We start from the raw sequence: 15,366 nt of genomic DNA on the forward strand, positions 1-15,366 counted from the left end.
CGCGCCTTTTCTGCTTTGTCTGCACGCCGGTAACAAGAGACAACAGCGCGAACCAGCCATGGCACGCATTCATCTGATCACTGGCGGCGCGCGATCCGGCAAAAGCGCCCTGGCCGAAGCGGTCACGCTAAGCCTTCGAAATCACGCGCATTATATTGCCACCGCCCAGGCGTTCGACGATGAGATGAAGGCCCGAATTTCCACGCATCGCGCCCGGCGCACGGAGGTCTGGAAGACGCATGAGGCCCCATTCGAACTCGCCGCGACGCTACGTGCGACCGACGACGCGCCGCGCCTGGTGGACTGCCTGACGCTCTGGCTGAGCAACCTCATTCTGGCCGATCGCGACTGGGAAGCCGAGACGCGGGACCTGCTCGCGCTGCTGCCCGCTCTCGCGCATCCGGTGGTGTTCGTGAGCAACGAGGTCGGGATGGGCATCGTGCCGGAAAACGCGCTCGCGCGGGGGTTTCGCGACGCAGCGGGGCTTTTGAATCAACGGATCGCAGCAGCAGCCGACGAGGTGACCCTGGCGGTCGCTGGCCTGCCACTAAAGGTGAAATGACATATGGAAATTCTCTCCCTCTCCGAGATCGCATCGCTTGCCGAGCGCCTGCCCGCCTTCGACACCGAGATGGCGGATGCCGCGCGCGCCCGCCAGGACAGCCTGACCAAGCCGCCCGGGTCGCTGGGACGGCTTGAGGAGCTTGCGATCTTCATGGCGGGCTGGCGCGGCACGGCGCGACCGGACATCGTCAAGGCACAGGCGGTGATCTTTGCAGGAAATCATGGCATCTGCGCGCAGGGCGTGAACCCCTACCCGCAGGAAGTCACCGCCCAGATGGTGATGAATTTCGAGCATGGCGGGGCCTCGATCAACCAGCTTTGTCGCGCGAACGGGGCGGATCTGTCGGTCGTCGCGCTCGATCTCGATCGCCCGACCGCAGATTTCACCCAAGGCCCTGCCATGAGCGAGGCTGAAACGCTTGATGCGATCAATCGCGGGATCGCGGCCGTCGATCCCGAGGCCGATGTCCTGATCCTCGGCGAGATGGGAATCGGCAACTCGACGATCGCCGCGGCGCTGGCCTCGGCGCTGTTCGGCGCGACGCCCGCAGATTGGGTCGGCCCCGGAACCGGCTCGAACGCAGAGGGGATCCAGCGCAAGATCGCAGCGATCGAGGCGGGGCTGAAGCGTCATGGCGGCGCCTCCGCGATGGCGACGCTCGCAGCCCTCGGCGGGCGCGAACAGGCCGCGATTTGCGGTGCGGTCCTCGCCGCGCGCGCCCATCGGATCCCGGTCATCCTCGACGGTTTCATCTGCACCGCGGCGGCAGCCACCCTGTACGCCGCCGATCCGCGCCTGCTCGATCATTGCCTTGTCGGGCATGTCTCGCCAGAGCCGGGCCACCGTCGCCTGCTTGACGCGATGGGCAAGAAAGCCGTGCTCGAGTTCGACATGCGGCTGGGCGAAGGCTCGGGCGCGGCGCTTGCACTGGGCATCCTTCGTTCGGCCCTCGAATGCCATAACGGGATGGCGACCTTTGGCGAGGCCGGGGTCAGCGAGGCATGATCGCGCGCCGCGTGACAGAGGCGCATCTCGCGCTCGTGCTGCTCACGCGGCTTCCGCTGCCGCGCCTGCGTGACCCGGTGCCGAGTATCGGCGCAGCGGCCTGGGCGTTTCCGCTGGCCGGTCTTGCGGTTGCTCTGATCGCCGCCGCGATCTTCTGTCTCGGCCTCGCGCTGAACCTGCCGCTTCCGCTCGTCGCGGGGTTTTGTCTCGCCGCACAGGTGCTTACCACCGGCGCGCTGCACGAAGACGGGCTGGCGGATTTCGCGGACGGGCTCTGGGGGGGCACCACCCCCGAGCGACGCCTCGAAATCATGCGCGACAGCCGGATCGGGAGCTACGGCACGATTGCACTCATTCTGGGCCTGGGGCTGCGCTGGCAGGCCCTCGCAGCCCTCACCGCTCATCCCGCGATCATGTGCCTGGCTCTTGTGGCGAGCGCGATGGCGAGCCGCGCCGGTGCCTCGATCCTCCTCGCAGCGCTCCCGGCCGCACGATCAGACGGGCTTGGACACAGTGCGCGCGACGCTGGAAAGGGAGCGGCGATCACTGCCGCCTTAATGGCCGTGCCGCCATTCCTCGGTCTCGCCGCCTGGGCGGGTCCATTGGTCCTGCCCGCGATGGTCATCGCGACTGGCGCTGTTCTCTGGCTGGTGGCCAGCCTCGCCAAAACGCGGCTGGGAGGTCAGACGGGTGACGTTCTCGGCGCGACTCAGCAACTCATTGAAATTGCGGGGCTTGCAACCGTCGCGGCGGTTGTCGCCCTCTGAAACGCAGATCGCCCCGGTTCGCGCGGCCCTAAGCGCTGGAAACCATGCTGTGCAAGGAGAGCTGGGGGAAGATGGTAGGCCCGGCAGGACTTGAACCCGCAACCAAGGCGTTATGAGCGCCCTGCTCTAACCAATTGAGCTACAGGCCCACCATTGCCCCCTCCTCTACCACGGCGCGCGCGGGCGTCAAGAAAAGGCGGCGCGGGGCGCGGCTTGGCGTTGCGAGCCGTGCGCCATTACGCTAGGGCTTCGCCCCAAGGAATCCCTGATGGAGAGCGCCGCCATGAGCGAGACAAAACCGGGCCTGACCTATGCCGATGCGGGCGTCGATATCGACGCGGGCAATGCGCTGGTCGAACGTATCAAGCCGGCGGCGAAGCGCACGCAACGCCCGGGCACCATGTCGGGGCTCGGCGGCTTCGGCGCGCTCTTCGATCTGAAGGCGGCGGGCTATAGCGATCCGATCCTCGTGGGCGCGACCGATGGCGTGGGCACCAAGCTGCGCATCGCGATCGACACCGGCAACGTGGACACGATCGGGATCGATCTCGTGGCGATGTGCGTCAACGATCTCGTGTGCCAGGGTGCCGAGCCGCTGTTCTTCCTCGACTATTTCGCGACCGGAAAGCTCGAACTCGACCAGGCGACGCGGATCATTGAGGGCATCGCTGAGGGCTGCGCGCAGTCGGGCTGCGCGCTGATCGGCGGCGAAACGGCGGAAATGCCGGGCATGTATCACAAGGGCGATTTCGATCTTGCCGGCTTTGCCGTGGGTGCGATGGAACGCGGCGCGGACCTGCCCGCGGGCGTGGCCGAAGGCGATGTGCTGCTGGGCCTTGGCTCGAACGGGGTGCATTCGAACGGCTATTCCTTCGTGCGCAAGGTGGTCGAGCTGTCCGGCCTTGGCTGGGACGCGGATTGCCCCTTCGGCGAGGGCTCGCTGGGCGCGGCGCTGCTGGCGCCGACCCGGCTTTACGTCAAACAATGCCTCGCGGCGGTGCGTGCGGGCGGCGTTCATGCGCTGGCGCATATCACCGGTGGCGGGCTGACCGAGAACCTGCCGCGCGTGTTGCCCGAGGGCATGGGCGCTGAGATCGACCTCGATGCGTGGGAGCTGCCCGGCGTGTTCCGCTGGCTGGCCGAGACCGCGTCGATGGAAGAGGCGGAACTGCTCAAGACCTTCAACTGCGGCATCGGCATGATCGTCGTGGTCGCCGCCGACAAGGCCGACGAGATCGCGGCCCTGCTGGCAGGCGAAGGCGAGAGCGTGACCCGCATCGGCACCGTCACCGCCGGTCAGGGCGTCGCCTATGAGGGCAAACTCCTGTGATCCGGGTCGCGATCCTGATCTCGGGGGGGGGGTCGAACATGGTCCGCCTCGTCGAGAGCATGGTGGACGACCACCCTGCCCGTCCGGTCCTGATCGCGTCGAATGATGCGGGCGCGGCCGGGCTGGAGAAGGCCGCGCGCATGGGCGTGCCGACCGCCGCCATCGACCATCGCCCCTATGGCAAGGATCGCGCCGCCTTCGAGGCAGAGCTGCTCAAACCGATCCTCGCGGCGAAACCCGATATCCTTTGTCTTGCCGGTTTCATGCGCGTGCTGACCCCGGATTTCGTGGGCCGGTTCGAGGGACGGATGCTGAACATCCACCCCTCCCTGCTGCCGAAATATCCCGGCCTGCACACCCATAAGCGCGCCATCGAAGCGGGCGATACCGAGGCGGGTTGCACCGTCCACGAGGTGACACCTGTCCTTGATGACGGGCCGACCCTTGGCCAGGCGCGCGTGCCGATCGCGGCGGGCGATACGCCCGATGATCTCGCCGCGCGGGTGCTGGTGCAGGAGCATCGCCTGTATCCTGCGGTGCTGCGCCGCTTTGCCGAGGGCAATCGCGAACCACTTTACCTTTAAGCGCGCTCACGCCGAAATGCACCGGGCCCCGCTTGCGGGCGGGCGCGGCTTCGCGCATGAAAGTCGCATGGCAAGCACCGAGCATACGGCCCCGCGCGGGCGGATGATCGCACCCGACCTGATCCGGGCGGTCGCGCTGATCGGCATGGCGATCTTTCACCTGACCTATGATCTGGAGAATTTCGGCTTCCTCCCTGCGGGGACGGTCTTTCACCCCGCCTTCCTGGATTTCGCCCGCACCGTGGCGAGCACCTTCATCTTCATGGCCGGACTGAGCCTCGTTCTCGCCCACCGGGGCGGATTTCGCGCAGGCCCGTTCTGGCGGCGCATCGGCAAACTCGCAGGTGCGGCGGCGCTGGTGAGTGCGGCGACCTATGTGATGATGCCGGAATATTTCATCTATTACGGCATCCTGCATTCGATCGCGGTCAGCTCGCTGATCGGCGCGGCGCTGCTGGCCCTGCCCTGGCTCGTGCTGGCAGCGCTTGGCGTGCTCGCGATCTGGGTCAATCTCTATTACGCCTTCCCGGCCTTCGATCATGCATGGCTCTGGTGGATCGGCCTCTCGACCCATTGGCGCCCGTCCATGGATTTCGAGCCGGTCTTTCCCTGGATCGGTCCTTTCCTGATCGGGATGAGCGTGGCGAAGCTGGCCGAGCGCGTGCGCTATTGGCGCCGTGCGGCGCGTTACCAGCCCACGGAGGTCACGGGCGCGCTCAAAATCGCGCTTTTCGCGGGGCGCCACACCTTGCCGATCTACCTGATCCATCAGCCCGTGCTCTATGGGCTGACCTGGGCGGCCTACCTGCTCACCCACTGAACCTTGGCGCTTCTGCCACGCTGCGCGGCGCACGACACGCGCCGCCCTTCCCTTTCGCCCTCCGAGGGGCTAGGGAACTTTCAGATGCGCGGGATGACCCCGCACCCAAGTGAAAGCGCGACATGCAGACCATCTCCACGACCGAGGCCCTCGCGGCCTTCTGCGAAAAGGCCAAGGCCGAAGCTTACGTCACCCTCGATACCGAGTTTCTCCGAGAGCGGACCTACTGGTCCAAGCTCTGCCTCGTACAGATGGCGCTGCCATCGCATGGCGATCAGGAGGGCGAGGCGGTTCTGGTCGATCCGCTGTCCGACGGTCTCTCACTCGAACCGCTTTACGATCTGTTCCGACACACGCCGACCGTGAAGGTGTTTCACGCCGCGCGGCAGGATCTCGAGATCTTCTTCACCGACGCGCAGGTCTTCCCCGACCCGCTGTTCGACACCCAGATCGCGGCGATGGTCTGCGGTTTCGGCGAGCAGGTGGGCTATGAGACTCTGGTGCGCAAGATCGCCAAGCAGTCGCTGGATAAATCCTCGCGTTTCACCGACTGGTCGCGCCGCCCGCTGACCGAGGCGCAGAAGAAATACGCCATCGCGGATGTGACCCATCTGCGCGTGATCTACGAATTCCTCTCCGACCAGCTGAAAAAGACCGGCCGCGAGGCCTGGGTCGAAGAGGAAGAGGCGGTCCTGCTGAACCCCGAGACCTATATCAACCGTCCCGAGGATGCCTGGCAGCGTGTCAAGACACGCACCAATTCCGGCCGTTTCCTCGGCATCGTGCGCGAGCTGGCGCGGTTCCGCGAGGGCTACGCGCAGGCGCGCAACATCCCCCGGTCGCGCATCTTCAAGGATGACGCGCTGCTCGAGCTCGCCTCGACCAAGCCGAGCTCGATCGACGAGCTGGCCAAGTCGCGCCTCCTTCTGCGCGAAGCCCGCAAGGGCGAGATTGCCGAAGGGATTTTAAACGCGGTGAAGGAAGGGCTCGAGATGCCCTCCGAGAAACTGCCGCGCCCGGCGGATCAGGGCCAGCAATTGCAGGTGGATACCGCGCTTGGTGATCTTCTGCGGGTACTTCTCAAATCGAAATCGCAAGAGGCCGGGGTCGCTGCGAAACTGATCGCGACCTCATCGGATCTCGACCGGATTGCGGCGGGCAAGCGCGATGTGGCGGCGCTCAATGGTTGGCGCCTCGAAGTGTTCGGCCATGACGCTCTGCGCCTTGCCAAGGGCGAGGTGGCTCTGACGGCCGATAGCGGCGCGGTGAAGCTGATCGAAGTGTGAGGCCCGCGTCGCGGCTTACGCCTTGCTGGAAGAAACAAAAAGGCTCGGGAATCGCCCGAGCCTTTTCGCTATTGGAATATGATTTGTCCTCAGCGCCGCACGGAGCGGGCGTTTCCGGCGCTTTCCACCACGATCTTGCGCACGCCTTCGAGCTTGTAATTGCTCAGGAAGGCCGCGGCCGAGACCTCGCGCGATTGCGGCGTCATCACCCGGCGCGCGGCCGCGCTGTCGGCGGGCGGCGGGGCGACCATGAACATGTAGGTGAGGGTGCCGGTTTCGTCGGGCTTGCCGTCATTGAGCGGCACCAGATCGGTATCCCAGAACCCTTGCGTCGGGGGCAGGCCCATCGCGGTGATGATCGCACCCGAGGGGATCTTCTCGACCGTCAGGCTCGAGACTTGCGCGACGGGCTGCTGATGGGCCTTGCCCACCTTCGTCGGATAGCCGCCGCGCGGGGCAAGCGTCTGGCTCTGCTCGACGCGATCCTTGCCGAACCAGTTGAACGGATTGATCTTGCTGTCGCGGATACGGCCGCAGCCGGCGGTCGCGATAGTCAAGGCAAGTGCCGCGATCAAAGCTTTCTTCATGGTGGCTCCGATACTGTCCCTGCCCTCTGGTAGCCCATTGCGTCAGTTTTGAAAAGCCGCGTCTGGACCCTGCGCGGGAGAGCCGCTACCCAAGGGACAGACGAGAAGTGCAAGGATGGCAAACCCATGGCAAGCGAAGCCTTTGAAGAGATCGCCGAGACCTTCGAATTCCTCGATGACTGGGAGGACCGCTATCGTCACGTAATCGAGCTGGGCCGCGAATTGCCGCCCCTCGACGAGGCGGTGAAGGTGCCCGCAACCAAGGTGGAGGGATGCGCGAGCCAGGTCTGGCTCCTGCCGCGCATCGAGGGCACCGGACCGCAGGCAAGCTTCGATTTTCAGGGCGAGAGCGACGCGATGATCGTGCAGGGCCTGATTGCGATCCTGCATGCGCTGTATTCGGGCCTGAGCGTCGAAGAGGTTCTGAAAGTGGATGCCACGGCAGAGCTGGGGCGTCTGGGGCTGAACGACCACCTCTCGGCGCAGCGCTCCAATGGCTTGCGCGCGATGGTGGAGCGGATCCGCAAGCTGGCCGGTGAAGCGGCTGCGGCCTGATCTTATCGCCAAGCCGCGACGAGGGACGCACCCGACCCTTGGGTGGGCGCGTTACCGTCCTGCGTGGTCTGCGCTTTATCTCAAAAGCCCGCATGCCGGGTGAACCCGCGAGACCTCGCCAATGCGCCCTCCCGGGGGGAGGGTCGGGCGCGGCCCGGGGCTGGTCGCCCCGCGCCAGAGCTCAAAACGAAAACGGCCGGTCCATCGACCGGCCGTCTCCATTTCCATTCATCCGAAGATCAGTCGATCAACGGCAGAAGCTGGTTCACCGAGTCCTTGGCGTCGCCATAGAACATCCGCGTGTTCTCCTTGTAAAAGAGCGGGTTCTCGATGCCCGAGTAGCCGGTGCCCTGACCACGCTTCGAGACAAACACCTGCTTGGCCTTCCACACTTCCAGAACCGGCATGCCGGCGATCGGCGAATTCGGGTCTTCCTGTGCGGCGGGGTTCACGATGTCGTTCGAGCCGATCACGATCACCACGTCGGTATCGGGGAAGTCCTCGTTGATCTCGTCCATTTCCAGAACGATGTCGTAAGGCACCTTCGCCTCGGCCAGCAGCACGTTCATGTGGCCCGGCAGACGGCCCGCGACCGGGTGGATCGCGAAGCGCACGTCCTTGCCCTGCGCGCGCAGCTTGCGGGTCAGTTCCGACACCGCTTGCTGAGCCTGCGCCACGGCCATGCCGTAACCCGGCACGATGATGACCGAATCCGCGTCACGCAGCGCCGAGGCCACGCCATCGGCGTCGATCGCGACCTGCTCGCCCTCGACTTCCATCGCGGGACCGGTGGTGTTGCCGAAGCCGCCGAGGATCACCGAGACGAACGAACGGTTCATCGCCTTGCACATGATGTAGGACAGGATCGCACCCGAAGAGCCGACCAGCGCGCCGGTCACGATCAGAAGGTCGTTGCCCAGCGAGAAGCCGATCGCCGCCGCGGCCCAGCCCGAATAGGAGTTCAGCATCGAGACCACGACCGGCATGTCGGCGCCGCCGATCCCCATGATCAGGTGGTAGCCGATGAAGAAGGCCAGAAGCGTCATCGCGATCAGCGCCCAGGCGCCAGCACCGTTCATGAAGGCGATCAGCAGGACGACCGACAGGATCGCGGCGCCTGCATTGAGCATGTGCCCGCCCGGCAGCTTGGTCGCCTTCGAGGTGACCTTGCCCGCGAGTTTGCCGAAGGCAACGACCGAACCAGTGAAGGTCACTGCACCGATGAACACGCCAAGGAACAGTTCGACGCGCAGGATCGACAGTTCGACCGGCGATTTATGCGCGATCAGCGCCGCGAAGCCGCGCAGGCCCTTTTCATGCAGCGCCGCCGCCATGCCCGCCTCGTTGAGCGAAGGCGACATCGAGGCCTTGATCGACATCACGTTGGCCATCTCGATATAGGCGTTGTAGCCCACGAAGACGGCGGCGAGACCGACCAGCGAGTGCATCGCGGCAACCAGCTGGGGCATCTCGGTCATCTGAACGCGGTTCGCCACGAACCAGCCGATGATGCCGCCGGCAGCGATCATCACCACCGAAATCAGCCAGAGGCCCGAGCCGGGGCCGATCAGCGTGGCGACAACCGCCAGCGCCATACCCACGATGCCGTACCAGACCGCCCGCTTGGCGCTTTCCTGCCCCGAGAGGCCGCCCAGCGAGAGGATGAAGAGAACTGCCGAAACGACATAGGCAGCGGTCGAGAATCCGTTTTCCATTGTCTCGGCCCCCTTACGATTTCTGGAACATGGCGAGCATGCGCCGAGTGACCATGAAGCCACCGAAGATGTTGATCCCGGCCATGAAGACCGACAGCGCCGCGAGCACGATCACGAGCCAGCTGCCCGAACCGATCTGCAACAGCGCGCCCAGGATGATGATCGAGGAGATCGCGTTGGTGACAGCCATCAGCGGCGTGTGCAGCGAGTGCGAAACGTTCCAGATCACCTGGAAGCCGATGAAGCAGCTCAGCACGAAGACGATGAAGTGCTGCATGAAGCTGGCAGGCGCCACGAGACCGACACCCAGAAGCACGATCGCGCCCACGGCGATCAGCGTCACCTGGCTCTTGGTCTGCGCCTTGAACGCGGCCACTTCGGCGGCGCGCTTTTCTTCCGGCGTCAGTTCCTTCGGCTTCTCGGTCGGCTTCTTCGCCGCGATCGCAGCCACTTTCGGCGGCGGCGGCGGGAAGGTGATCTCGCCCTGATAGGCGACCGTCGCGCCCCGGATCACGTCGTCTTCCATGTTATGGACGACGACACCGTCCTTCTCGGGCGTCAGGTCCGTCATCATGTGACGGATGTTGGTCGAGTAGAGCGTCGAGGACTGCTGCGCCATGCGCGACGGGAAGTCGGTATAGCCGACGATGGTCACGCCATTGTCGGTCACGATCTTTTCGTCGGCCTTGGTCAGTTCGCAGTTGCCGCCGCGCTCGGCGGCGAGGTCCACGATCACCGAGCCGGGCTTCATCGCCTCGACCATGTCCTTCGTCCACAGCACCGGAGCGTCGCGGCCCGGGATCAGCGCGGTGGTGATGACGATGTCGATATCGGGAGCCAGCTCGCGGAACTTCTTGAGCTGGGCCTCGCGGAACTCCGGCGAGGAGGGCGCGGCGTAGCCACCGGTGGCGGCCCCGTCGGTCTGCTCTTCCGCAAAATCGAGATAGACGAACTCGGCGCCCATCGACTCGATCTGTTCGGCCACTTCGGGACGCACGTCGAAAGCGTAGGTGATCGCGCCGAGCGAGGTCGAGGCCCCGATCGCGGCAAGACCGGCCACACCGGCGCCGACCACGAGCACTTTCGCCGGGGGAACCTTGCCCGCCGCCGTCACCTGACCGGTGAAGAAGCGGCCGAAGTTGTTACCGGCCTCGATCACCGCGCGATAGCCCGCGATATTGGCCATGGACGACAGCGCGTCCATTTTCTGGGCGCGCGAGATCCGCGGCACCATGTCCATCGCGATCACATTCGCGCCGGTCTTCTCGGCGGCCTTCAGAAGCTCTTCGTTCTGGGCCGGGTAGAAGAAGGAGATCAGGGTCTGGCCGGGTTTCAGGCGCTTGACCTCGACATCGGTGGGGGGTCGTACCTTGACGACGAAATCCACCTCCTTGAAGAGCGCCGCGGCGGTCTTGATCACCGTCACGTTCGCGGCTTCATAAGCTGCATCGGTGAAGCCCGCCTTGAGCCCCGCCCCTGCTTCGATGAAGCACTCATGGCCCAGCTTCTGCAATTGCAGAGCCGAGTCGGGCGTCATGGCGACCCGCGCCTCACCCTCGAAAATCTCCTTCGGAGCTCCGATTTTCACTGTAACTCCCCCTTGATAGCGGCGCATTCGCCCAGCGGCTCGCACGCCCGGAATCTGGCGATGCCTTCCTTAGCATCGCGCAATAATGTTTCACAAGCACCGATGCGCCGTAAAACCTTGTTAATCTGTCGCAGCCGAGATCACGCAGTCGTGTATACCATTGGATACCGTTTTAAATCCGTTTTTTCGCATGAATTTCAAAGCCCTAAGCCACATCCCGTCGGGAAGCGCGGCAAATCCGCCCGCGCGACTTTTTTGCACGCGCAGCATTTTCGCCACATGGCGTTCAGAGCCAGCGGCGGGTGCGGGCGCGATAGGCGGCGTAGCTCTCGCCGAAATGCGCCGCGATCCGAGCCTCCTCGCCCAGAATGTAGCGACGGGTGATGAACGCCATGAAAAGCGGCACCAGCAAGAGCCCCAGGGGCGCGTGCCAGTAAAGCGCCAGCCCCCCAAGCACCAGCGCATCCCCCAGATAGATCGGGTTGCGCGAGAACGCGAAGACGCCGGTGGTCACGAGGTCCGAGGGATCGCGACGCGGAATGAAGGTCGTATGATGGAGCACCATCTGCGCCGCCGCGATCGCCATCAGTGCAAGCCCCAGCCCGATCAAAGCTCCCCCTAGAGCCCGGTCATAAGGCAGCGGCGTCGCGGCCACCTGCGCCAAGGCCCAGGTGATCGCAGCAAAGACCGCCAGCCAGAGCGGCGGCAAATCGATTTCGCGCAGAAGCCTTCTGATCATCGCAGGCCCTCAGAGCCGGTAGACCACGAGCTCGGGCAGCTCGGTCAGAGGAACCTCGAGCAGACGCAACGCGGGCAACGACACTTCCGAGCCTGACCCTGCGGGTTTGCCCGAGGGGATCAGCGTCACCTTGGCGGATTTGCCGGTTTTCGGATCCTCGATTCGGCCCTCGGCCTCGGCGCTCACCAACCCGGTACGCACCCAGAAACCGGGTTGCGTCGGGTCTCCAAGACTTGCGATCGTCGCGCCCAGCCGCTCTTCACCGCCGGAGGGTTTCTTCGCGGCCTCGGCCCGCTGCGCGGCAGTGGTAGTGTCGAGCGCCTCGGCACTGGTCGCGGTGGGCTTGGGCATCGGGGCCACAACCGGCGCCGGGGCGGGCGCGGGCGCTGCGGTTTTCGTGCTCGGCCCGAGCCCCAGCGTCGCGCAGCCCGCAAGCGGGCCGAGCAGGGCGGCCAGAAGGAAAATACGCATTCTCATCCTCCTCGATTTGCCCCGAGCTTAGGCGGCTTGGATCGTCGGCGCCATCCCTTGCCGCGCGCAAGCCCGCTTGACCCCTTGCCGCCCTGCGGCCCTCGGCTTACTTTCCCAGCCATGGAACACGCGCCCCTCATCGACCCTTTCGCCCGCCCGATTGACTATCTGCGGGTCTCGGTCACCGACCGCTGCGATTTTCGCTGCACCTATTGCATGGCCGAGCACATGCAGTTCCTGCCGAAAAAGGAACTCCTGACGCTGGAAGAACTCGACCGGCTCTGTTCGGCCTTCATCTCGCTGGGCGTGAAAAAACTGCGCATCACCGGCGGCGAGCCGCTGGTGCGGCGCGATATCATGACCTTTTTCCGCTCGATCGCGCGCCATCTCGACAGCGGCGCGCTGCGCGAGCTGACGCTGACCACGAACGGCTCGCAACTGGCGCGCTTCGCCGATGAGTTGGCCGATCTGGGGATGAAGCGGATCAATGTCTCGCTCGACACGCTGGTGCCGGAAAAATTCGCCGAGATCACCCGCTGGGGGCGGCTCGATCAGGTGCTCAAAGGTCTTGAGGCCGCGAAACGCGCGGGGCTGAGGGTCAAGATCAACACCGTCGCGCTGAAAGGCTTCAACGAGGACGAGCTGTTCCCGCTGATCGACTGGTGCGCCGCCGAGGGCCACGACCTGACCTTCATCGAGGTGATGCCGATGGGAGAGATGGGCGAGGAGCTGCGTCTCGATCAATATTGGCCGCTCTCGGATGTGCGCAAGGCGATGGCGGAGCGGTTCACACTGACCGAACTCGATGAATCCACGGGCGGGCCTGCACGCTATGTGCGCCTTGAGGAAACCGGGCAGAAGATCGGTTTCATCACGCCGCTCACCCATAATTTCTGCGAAAGCTGCAACCGCGTGCGCGTGACCTGCACGGGCGAGCTGTTCATGTGTCTCGGACAGGAAGACAATGCCGATCTGCGCGCGCCCTTGCGTGCGAGCGCCGATGACGCGCCCCTCATCGAGGCGATCCGTGCCGCCATCGCGCGCAAGCCCAAGGGCCACGATTTCGACTATTCGCGCCAGAAGGTCAAAGGCCAGATGTCGCGCCATATGAGCCATACCGGCGGATGAGCCCCAAGGCCCAGCGTGCAGCCCGCGCGTTTGTCGCGGGGCTGATCGGGGCAGCCATCATCGCGCTCAGTCTCTGGGCGCATCTGGTTATCGGCAATTTCGACGTGCTCTCCGGGCTCGGCTATGCCGGACCGGGATCGCGCCCGGTCACCGAACTCGGGCTCTTGCTGGACGCTGGACGTTTCAGCGCGTTTCTGGTCCTGCCGCTGGCGCTGCTGGCCGCCTTTTCCGGGCCCTGGCCATTGCGGGCGCTGCTCGCGGTGCTTTTCGCTTTCGGGTGGTACTGGGCCGCCGAGCGGGTCGCGGGCGGGTTCGCCTCGGCCACGGGAGGCGGCTGGTTGCCAGGCGAGGCGTTTGCCGCGCTGATTTATCGCGACACGCTCACCCCCGTTGTCTGGACGCTCGCGGTCCTGACTTTTCTCTTCGTGATCTGGCGGTTGTGCCGACGTCCCGGCTGAACCGCCAGCCTGTACCAAGTGACCCAAATCAATGCCCGCGTCGCTATTTTGCGCGATGCTTCAGCGAAGCGAAAGGAAGCCAGACCATGTATTCCAATATCCTCGTGCCCGTGGCCTTCGATGACGAACACAATCCAGACGCGGCGCTGAACGTGGCGCGAACGCTTGCCAGCGACGGCGCGCGGGTAACGCTCCTGCATGTGATGGAGGACGTGCCCGCCTATGCAATCAGCTACATGCCCGAAGGCTATGCCGACGAACTGCGCAAGGCGATCGAGCGCGACCTGAAATCGCGCGCGGCCGAGTTCGACAATGGCGCCTGGTCGATCGTCGAGGGGCAGGCGGGCCACGAGATCCTGTCCTGCGCCGAGGAGATCGGGGCCGATTGCATCGTCATCGCCTCGCATCGTCCGGGCTTCGGCGATTACCTCATCGGCTCGACCGCATCGCGGGTGGTGCGCCACGCGAAATGCGCCGTCATGGTGATGCGCTGAGGCTGGCGGGGGACGTCACTCGGAGGGCAGCCGCGCCTCGATCATGCCGACGAACCAGCTTGCCCCGGCGGGCAGGATCGCATCGTTGAAATCATATTGCGCATGATGAAGCGGCGCGGAGTCGCCGTTTCCGATGAAGCCATAGGCTCCGGGGCGGGCTTCGAGCATATAGGCGAAATCCTCCGCCCCCATCATCGGCGCGACCGCGCGATCCACATGGCCCGCGACCGCCTCGGCCACCTGCGCCGCCGCCTCGGCCGCCTGCGGGTCGTTGCGCGTCACCGGATAGCCGCGGCGATAATCGACGGTCGCACGCGCGTTATGGGTGACCGCCACGCCTTGAGCGATCTCGCGCAGACGGGTTTCGGCCAGATCGCGGGTCGCGGTGCTCATCGTGCGCACCGTCCCGCCAAGCGTCACCGAATTGCCGATCACGTTGAGCGCCTTTGACTCGGTCGCAAGCGTCGTGACCGAGAGCACGATTTCCTCGAACGGATCGGCGGTGCGCGCCACGATGCTTTGCAGCGCGAGGATCAGGTGCGCGGCGATCGGAACCGGATCGCTCGTCTCCTGCGGCTTCGCGGCGTGACCGCCCTTGCCCTCCAGCGTGATCTCGAAGAAGTCCGCCGCCGCCATCATCGCGCCGGGACGGATCCCGAAAGAGCCCGCCGCCATTCCCGGCATGTTATGAAGCGCGTAGACTTCCTCGATTTCGAACCGCTCCATCAGCCCGTCGCGGATCATCGCGCGCGCGCCTGCCCCGCCCTCTTCGGCGGGCTGGAAGATCATTACTGCGCGACCCGAGAACGCTCGCGTCTCGCAAAGATATTTCGCCGCCGCCAGCAGGGTCGCCGTGTGCCCGTCATGGCCACAGGCATGCATCTTGCCGGGTATTTCCGAGGCATAGGCCGCGCCGGTCTTCTCCTCTACTGGCAGCGCGTCCATGTCGGCGCGCAGCCCCACGCAGCGCAGGCCGCCCTGGCGCGCGCCCTGCCCCTCGATCACCCCCACGACGCCGGTCTTGCCGATCCCCTCGACCACCTCGTCGCAGCCGAAAGACCGCAACAGCCCGGCAACCCGGCCCGAGGTGCGCGGCAGGTCATAAAGCAGTTCCGGATTGCGGTGGAAATCGTGGCGCCATTCCACCGCCTCGGGCAGCATATGGGCAAAACGGTTCTTGATCGGCATAGGCTCTCTCCGGCATTGCGGCCACCCTGCCCCGCACGTGGCGCGCGTGCAAGCGGGACCGGGGCAAGAGGGGCCGCGGCAAGCGG

General features: G+C 65.2%; 17 protein-coding genes and 1 tRNA gene. 11 read left to right on the top strand and 7 right to left on the bottom strand.

All coding sequences use genetic code 11. The annotated features are described in order from the left end of the window. The first annotated feature begins 58 nt into the window (after positions 1-58). From cobU to cobS, 3 genes are read left to right on the top strand one after another with little or no spacing between them, the layout of a single operon-like run. Positions 59-562 carry a bifunctional adenosylcobinamide kinase/adenosylcobinamide-phosphate guanylyltransferase gene (gene cobU / locus BMG00_RS04080; RefSeq protein WP_078573456.1) on the top strand — a complete coding sequence of 168 codons (504 nt, stop codon included), beginning with the start codon at positions 59-61 and terminating at the stop codon, positions 560-562. Between the two features lie 3 nt (positions 563-565). Beyond that, complete coding sequence (gene cobT, locus BMG00_RS04085) at positions 566-1,570, top strand: nicotinate-nucleotide--dimethylbenzimidazole phosphoribosyltransferase (protein WP_078528991.1); 1,005 nt, start codon at positions 566-568, stop codon at positions 1,568-1,570. Continuing rightward, complete coding sequence (gene cobS, locus BMG00_RS04090; protein ID WP_078573457.1) at positions 1,567-2,337, top strand: adenosylcobinamide-GDP ribazoletransferase; 771 nt, start codon at positions 1,567-1,569, stop codon at positions 2,335-2,337. The genes cobT and cobS overlap by 4 nt, the downstream gene beginning before the upstream one ends. Positions 2,338-2,409: 72 nt before the next feature. On the opposite strand, the gene BMG00_RS04095 is transcribed toward cobS, so the two are convergent. After that, positions 2,410-2,486 (bottom strand) — tRNA-Ile (locus BMG00_RS04095). Positions 2,487-2,620: 134 nt separating this feature from the next. On the opposite strand from BMG00_RS04095, the gene purM reads away from it, so the two are divergent. The 4 genes from purM (at position 2,621) to rnd (ending at position 6,357) form a co-directional block, all read left to right on the top strand. Next, positions 2,621-3,667 carry a phosphoribosylformylglycinamidine cyclo-ligase gene (gene purM / locus BMG00_RS04100; RefSeq protein WP_078574245.1) on the top strand — a complete coding sequence of 349 codons (1,047 nt, stop codon included), beginning with the start codon at positions 2,621-2,623 and terminating at the stop codon, positions 3,665-3,667. After that, positions 3,664-4,251, top strand: coding sequence for a phosphoribosylglycinamide formyltransferase (purN, locus tag BMG00_RS04105; protein WP_078573458.1), 588 nt, complete (start codon positions 3,664-3,666; stop codon positions 4,249-4,251). The genes purM and purN overlap by 4 nt, the downstream gene beginning before the upstream one ends. Before the next feature lie 67 nt (positions 4,252-4,318). Further along, on the top strand, positions 4,319-5,071 hold the full coding sequence (locus BMG00_RS04110; RefSeq protein ID WP_158521673.1) for an acetyltransferase domain-containing protein: 753 nt from the start codon (positions 4,319-4,321) through the stop codon (positions 5,069-5,071). Positions 5,072-5,193: 122 nt separating this feature from the next. Next, positions 5,194-6,357: a ribonuclease D gene (gene rnd, locus BMG00_RS04115; protein WP_078524696.1), complete on the top strand. Its 1,164-nt coding sequence runs from the start codon at positions 5,194-5,196 to the stop codon at positions 6,355-6,357. An 89-nt stretch (positions 6,358-6,446) separates the two neighbouring features. On the opposite strand, the gene BMG00_RS04120 is transcribed toward rnd, so the two are convergent. Continuing rightward, positions 6,447-6,944 (bottom strand): hypothetical protein, encoded by a 498-nt coding sequence (locus BMG00_RS04120; RefSeq protein ID WP_078573460.1) that lies wholly within the window; start codon positions 6,942-6,944, stop codon positions 6,447-6,449. 126 nt (positions 6,945-7,070) lie between these two features. Between BMG00_RS04120 and BMG00_RS04125 the strand changes: the two genes are divergently transcribed. Next, entirely contained in the window at positions 7,071-7,499 is a 429-nt protein-coding gene (locus BMG00_RS04125) for a SufE family protein (RefSeq protein ID WP_078573461.1), read from the top strand. Between the two features lie 239 nt (positions 7,500-7,738). On the opposite strand, the gene BMG00_RS04130 is transcribed toward BMG00_RS04125, so the two are convergent. The 4 genes from BMG00_RS04130 to BMG00_RS04145 all read right to left on the bottom strand — a co-directional run bounded on the left by BMG00_RS04130 (position 7,739) and on the right by BMG00_RS04145 (position 12,012). Beyond that, positions 7,739-9,214 carry an NAD(P)(+) transhydrogenase (Re/Si-specific) subunit beta gene (locus BMG00_RS04130; protein ID WP_078573462.1) on the bottom strand — a complete coding sequence of 492 codons (1,476 nt, stop codon included), beginning with the start codon at positions 9,212-9,214 and terminating at the stop codon, positions 7,739-7,741. A 13-nt stretch (positions 9,215-9,227) separates the two neighbouring features. Further along, positions 9,228-10,802: a Re/Si-specific NAD(P)(+) transhydrogenase subunit alpha gene (locus tag BMG00_RS04135; protein ID WP_078524704.1), complete on the bottom strand. Its 1,575-nt coding sequence runs from the start codon at positions 10,800-10,802 to the stop codon at positions 9,228-9,230. A gap of 286 nt (positions 10,803-11,088) precedes the next feature. Next, the gene (locus BMG00_RS04140) at positions 11,089-11,541 is read right to left on the bottom strand and encodes a methyltransferase family protein (protein ID WP_245794947.1); all 453 of its coding nucleotides are present in this window, start codon (positions 11,539-11,541) and stop codon (positions 11,089-11,091) included. Positions 11,542-11,550: 9 nt separating this feature from the next. Beyond that, positions 11,551-12,012 (bottom strand): hypothetical protein, encoded by a 462-nt coding sequence (locus tag BMG00_RS04145; protein ID WP_078573463.1) that lies wholly within the window; start codon positions 12,010-12,012, stop codon positions 11,551-11,553. Between the two features lie 120 nt (positions 12,013-12,132). Between BMG00_RS04145 and moaA the strand changes: the two genes are divergently transcribed. The 3 genes from moaA to BMG00_RS04160 all read left to right on the top strand — a co-directional run bounded on the left by moaA (position 12,133) and on the right by BMG00_RS04160 (position 14,092). Further along, a complete protein-coding gene (gene moaA, locus BMG00_RS04150) occupies positions 12,133-13,140 on the top strand; it encodes a GTP 3',8-cyclase MoaA (protein WP_078573464.1) in 1,008 nt (335 codons plus the stop codon). Beyond that, positions 13,137-13,598, top strand: coding sequence for a hypothetical protein (locus BMG00_RS04155; RefSeq protein ID WP_078524710.1), 462 nt, complete (start codon positions 13,137-13,139; stop codon positions 13,596-13,598). The genes moaA and BMG00_RS04155 overlap by 4 nt, the downstream gene beginning before the upstream one ends. Before the next feature lie 86 nt (positions 13,599-13,684). After that, positions 13,685-14,092 carry a universal stress protein gene (locus BMG00_RS04160; RefSeq protein WP_078524712.1) on the top strand — a complete coding sequence of 136 codons (408 nt, stop codon included), beginning with the start codon at positions 13,685-13,687 and terminating at the stop codon, positions 14,090-14,092. 15 nt (positions 14,093-14,107) lie between these two features. Here the strand turns inward: BMG00_RS04160 and BMG00_RS04165 are convergent, their stop codons facing one another. Next, positions 14,108-15,280: a M20 aminoacylase family protein gene (locus tag BMG00_RS04165; protein WP_078573465.1), complete on the bottom strand. Its 1,173-nt coding sequence runs from the start codon at positions 15,278-15,280 to the stop codon at positions 14,108-14,110. Between the last annotated feature and the right edge of the window lie 86 nt (positions 15,281-15,366).

The sequence above is a fragment of the Thioclava marina genome, assembly GCF_002020135.1.
In the GTDB taxonomy this organism is placed as follows: Bacteria; Pseudomonadota; Alphaproteobacteria; order Rhodobacterales; family Rhodobacteraceae; genus Thioclava; species Thioclava marina.

Bases quoted from the DNA above. Each gene is read 5' to 3' on its own strand.
- moaA (WP_078573464.1), top strand. From the start codon at position 12,133: ATGGAACACGCGCCCCTCATCGACCCTTTCGCCCGCCCGATTGACTAT.
- BMG00_RS04165 (WP_078573465.1), bottom strand. From the start codon at position 15,280: ATGCCGATCAAGAACCGTTTTGCCCATATGCTGCCCGAGGCGGTGGAA.
- BMG00_RS04110 (WP_158521673.1), top strand. From the start codon at position 4,319: ATGGCAAGCACCGAGCATACGGCCCCGCGCGGGCGGATGATCGCACCC.
- BMG00_RS04130 (WP_078573462.1), bottom strand. From the start codon at position 9,214: ATGGAAAACGGATTCTCGACCGCTGCCTATGTCGTTTCGGCAGTTCTC.
- rnd (WP_078524696.1), top strand. From the start codon at position 5,194: ATGCAGACCATCTCCACGACCGAGGCCCTCGCGGCCTTCTGCGAAAAG.
- BMG00_RS04160 (WP_078524712.1), top strand. From the start codon at position 13,685: ATGTATTCCAATATCCTCGTGCCCGTGGCCTTCGATGACGAACACAAT.
- cobU (WP_078573456.1), top strand. From the start codon at position 59: ATGGCACGCATTCATCTGATCACTGGCGGCGCGCGATCCGGCAAAAGC.
- BMG00_RS04145 (WP_078573463.1), bottom strand. From the start codon at position 12,012: ATGCGTATTTTCCTTCTGGCCGCCCTGCTCGGCCCGCTTGCGGGCTGC.
- BMG00_RS04140 (WP_245794947.1), bottom strand. From the start codon at position 11,541: ATGATCAGAAGGCTTCTGCGCGAAATCGATTTGCCGCCGCTCTGGCTG.
- purM (WP_078574245.1), top strand. From the start codon at position 2,621: ATGAGCGAGACAAAACCGGGCCTGACCTATGCCGATGCGGGCGTCGAT.
- cobT (WP_078528991.1), top strand. From the start codon at position 566: ATGGAAATTCTCTCCCTCTCCGAGATCGCATCGCTTGCCGAGCGCCTG.
- BMG00_RS04125 (WP_078573461.1), top strand. From the start codon at position 7,071: ATGGCAAGCGAAGCCTTTGAAGAGATCGCCGAGACCTTCGAATTCCTC.
- cobS (WP_078573457.1), top strand. From the start codon at position 1,567: ATGATCGCGCGCCGCGTGACAGAGGCGCATCTCGCGCTCGTGCTGCTC.
- BMG00_RS04155 (WP_078524710.1), top strand. From the start codon at position 13,137: ATGAGCCCCAAGGCCCAGCGTGCAGCCCGCGCGTTTGTCGCGGGGCTG.
- BMG00_RS04120 (WP_078573460.1), bottom strand. From the start codon at position 6,944: ATGAAGAAAGCTTTGATCGCGGCACTTGCCTTGACTATCGCGACCGCC.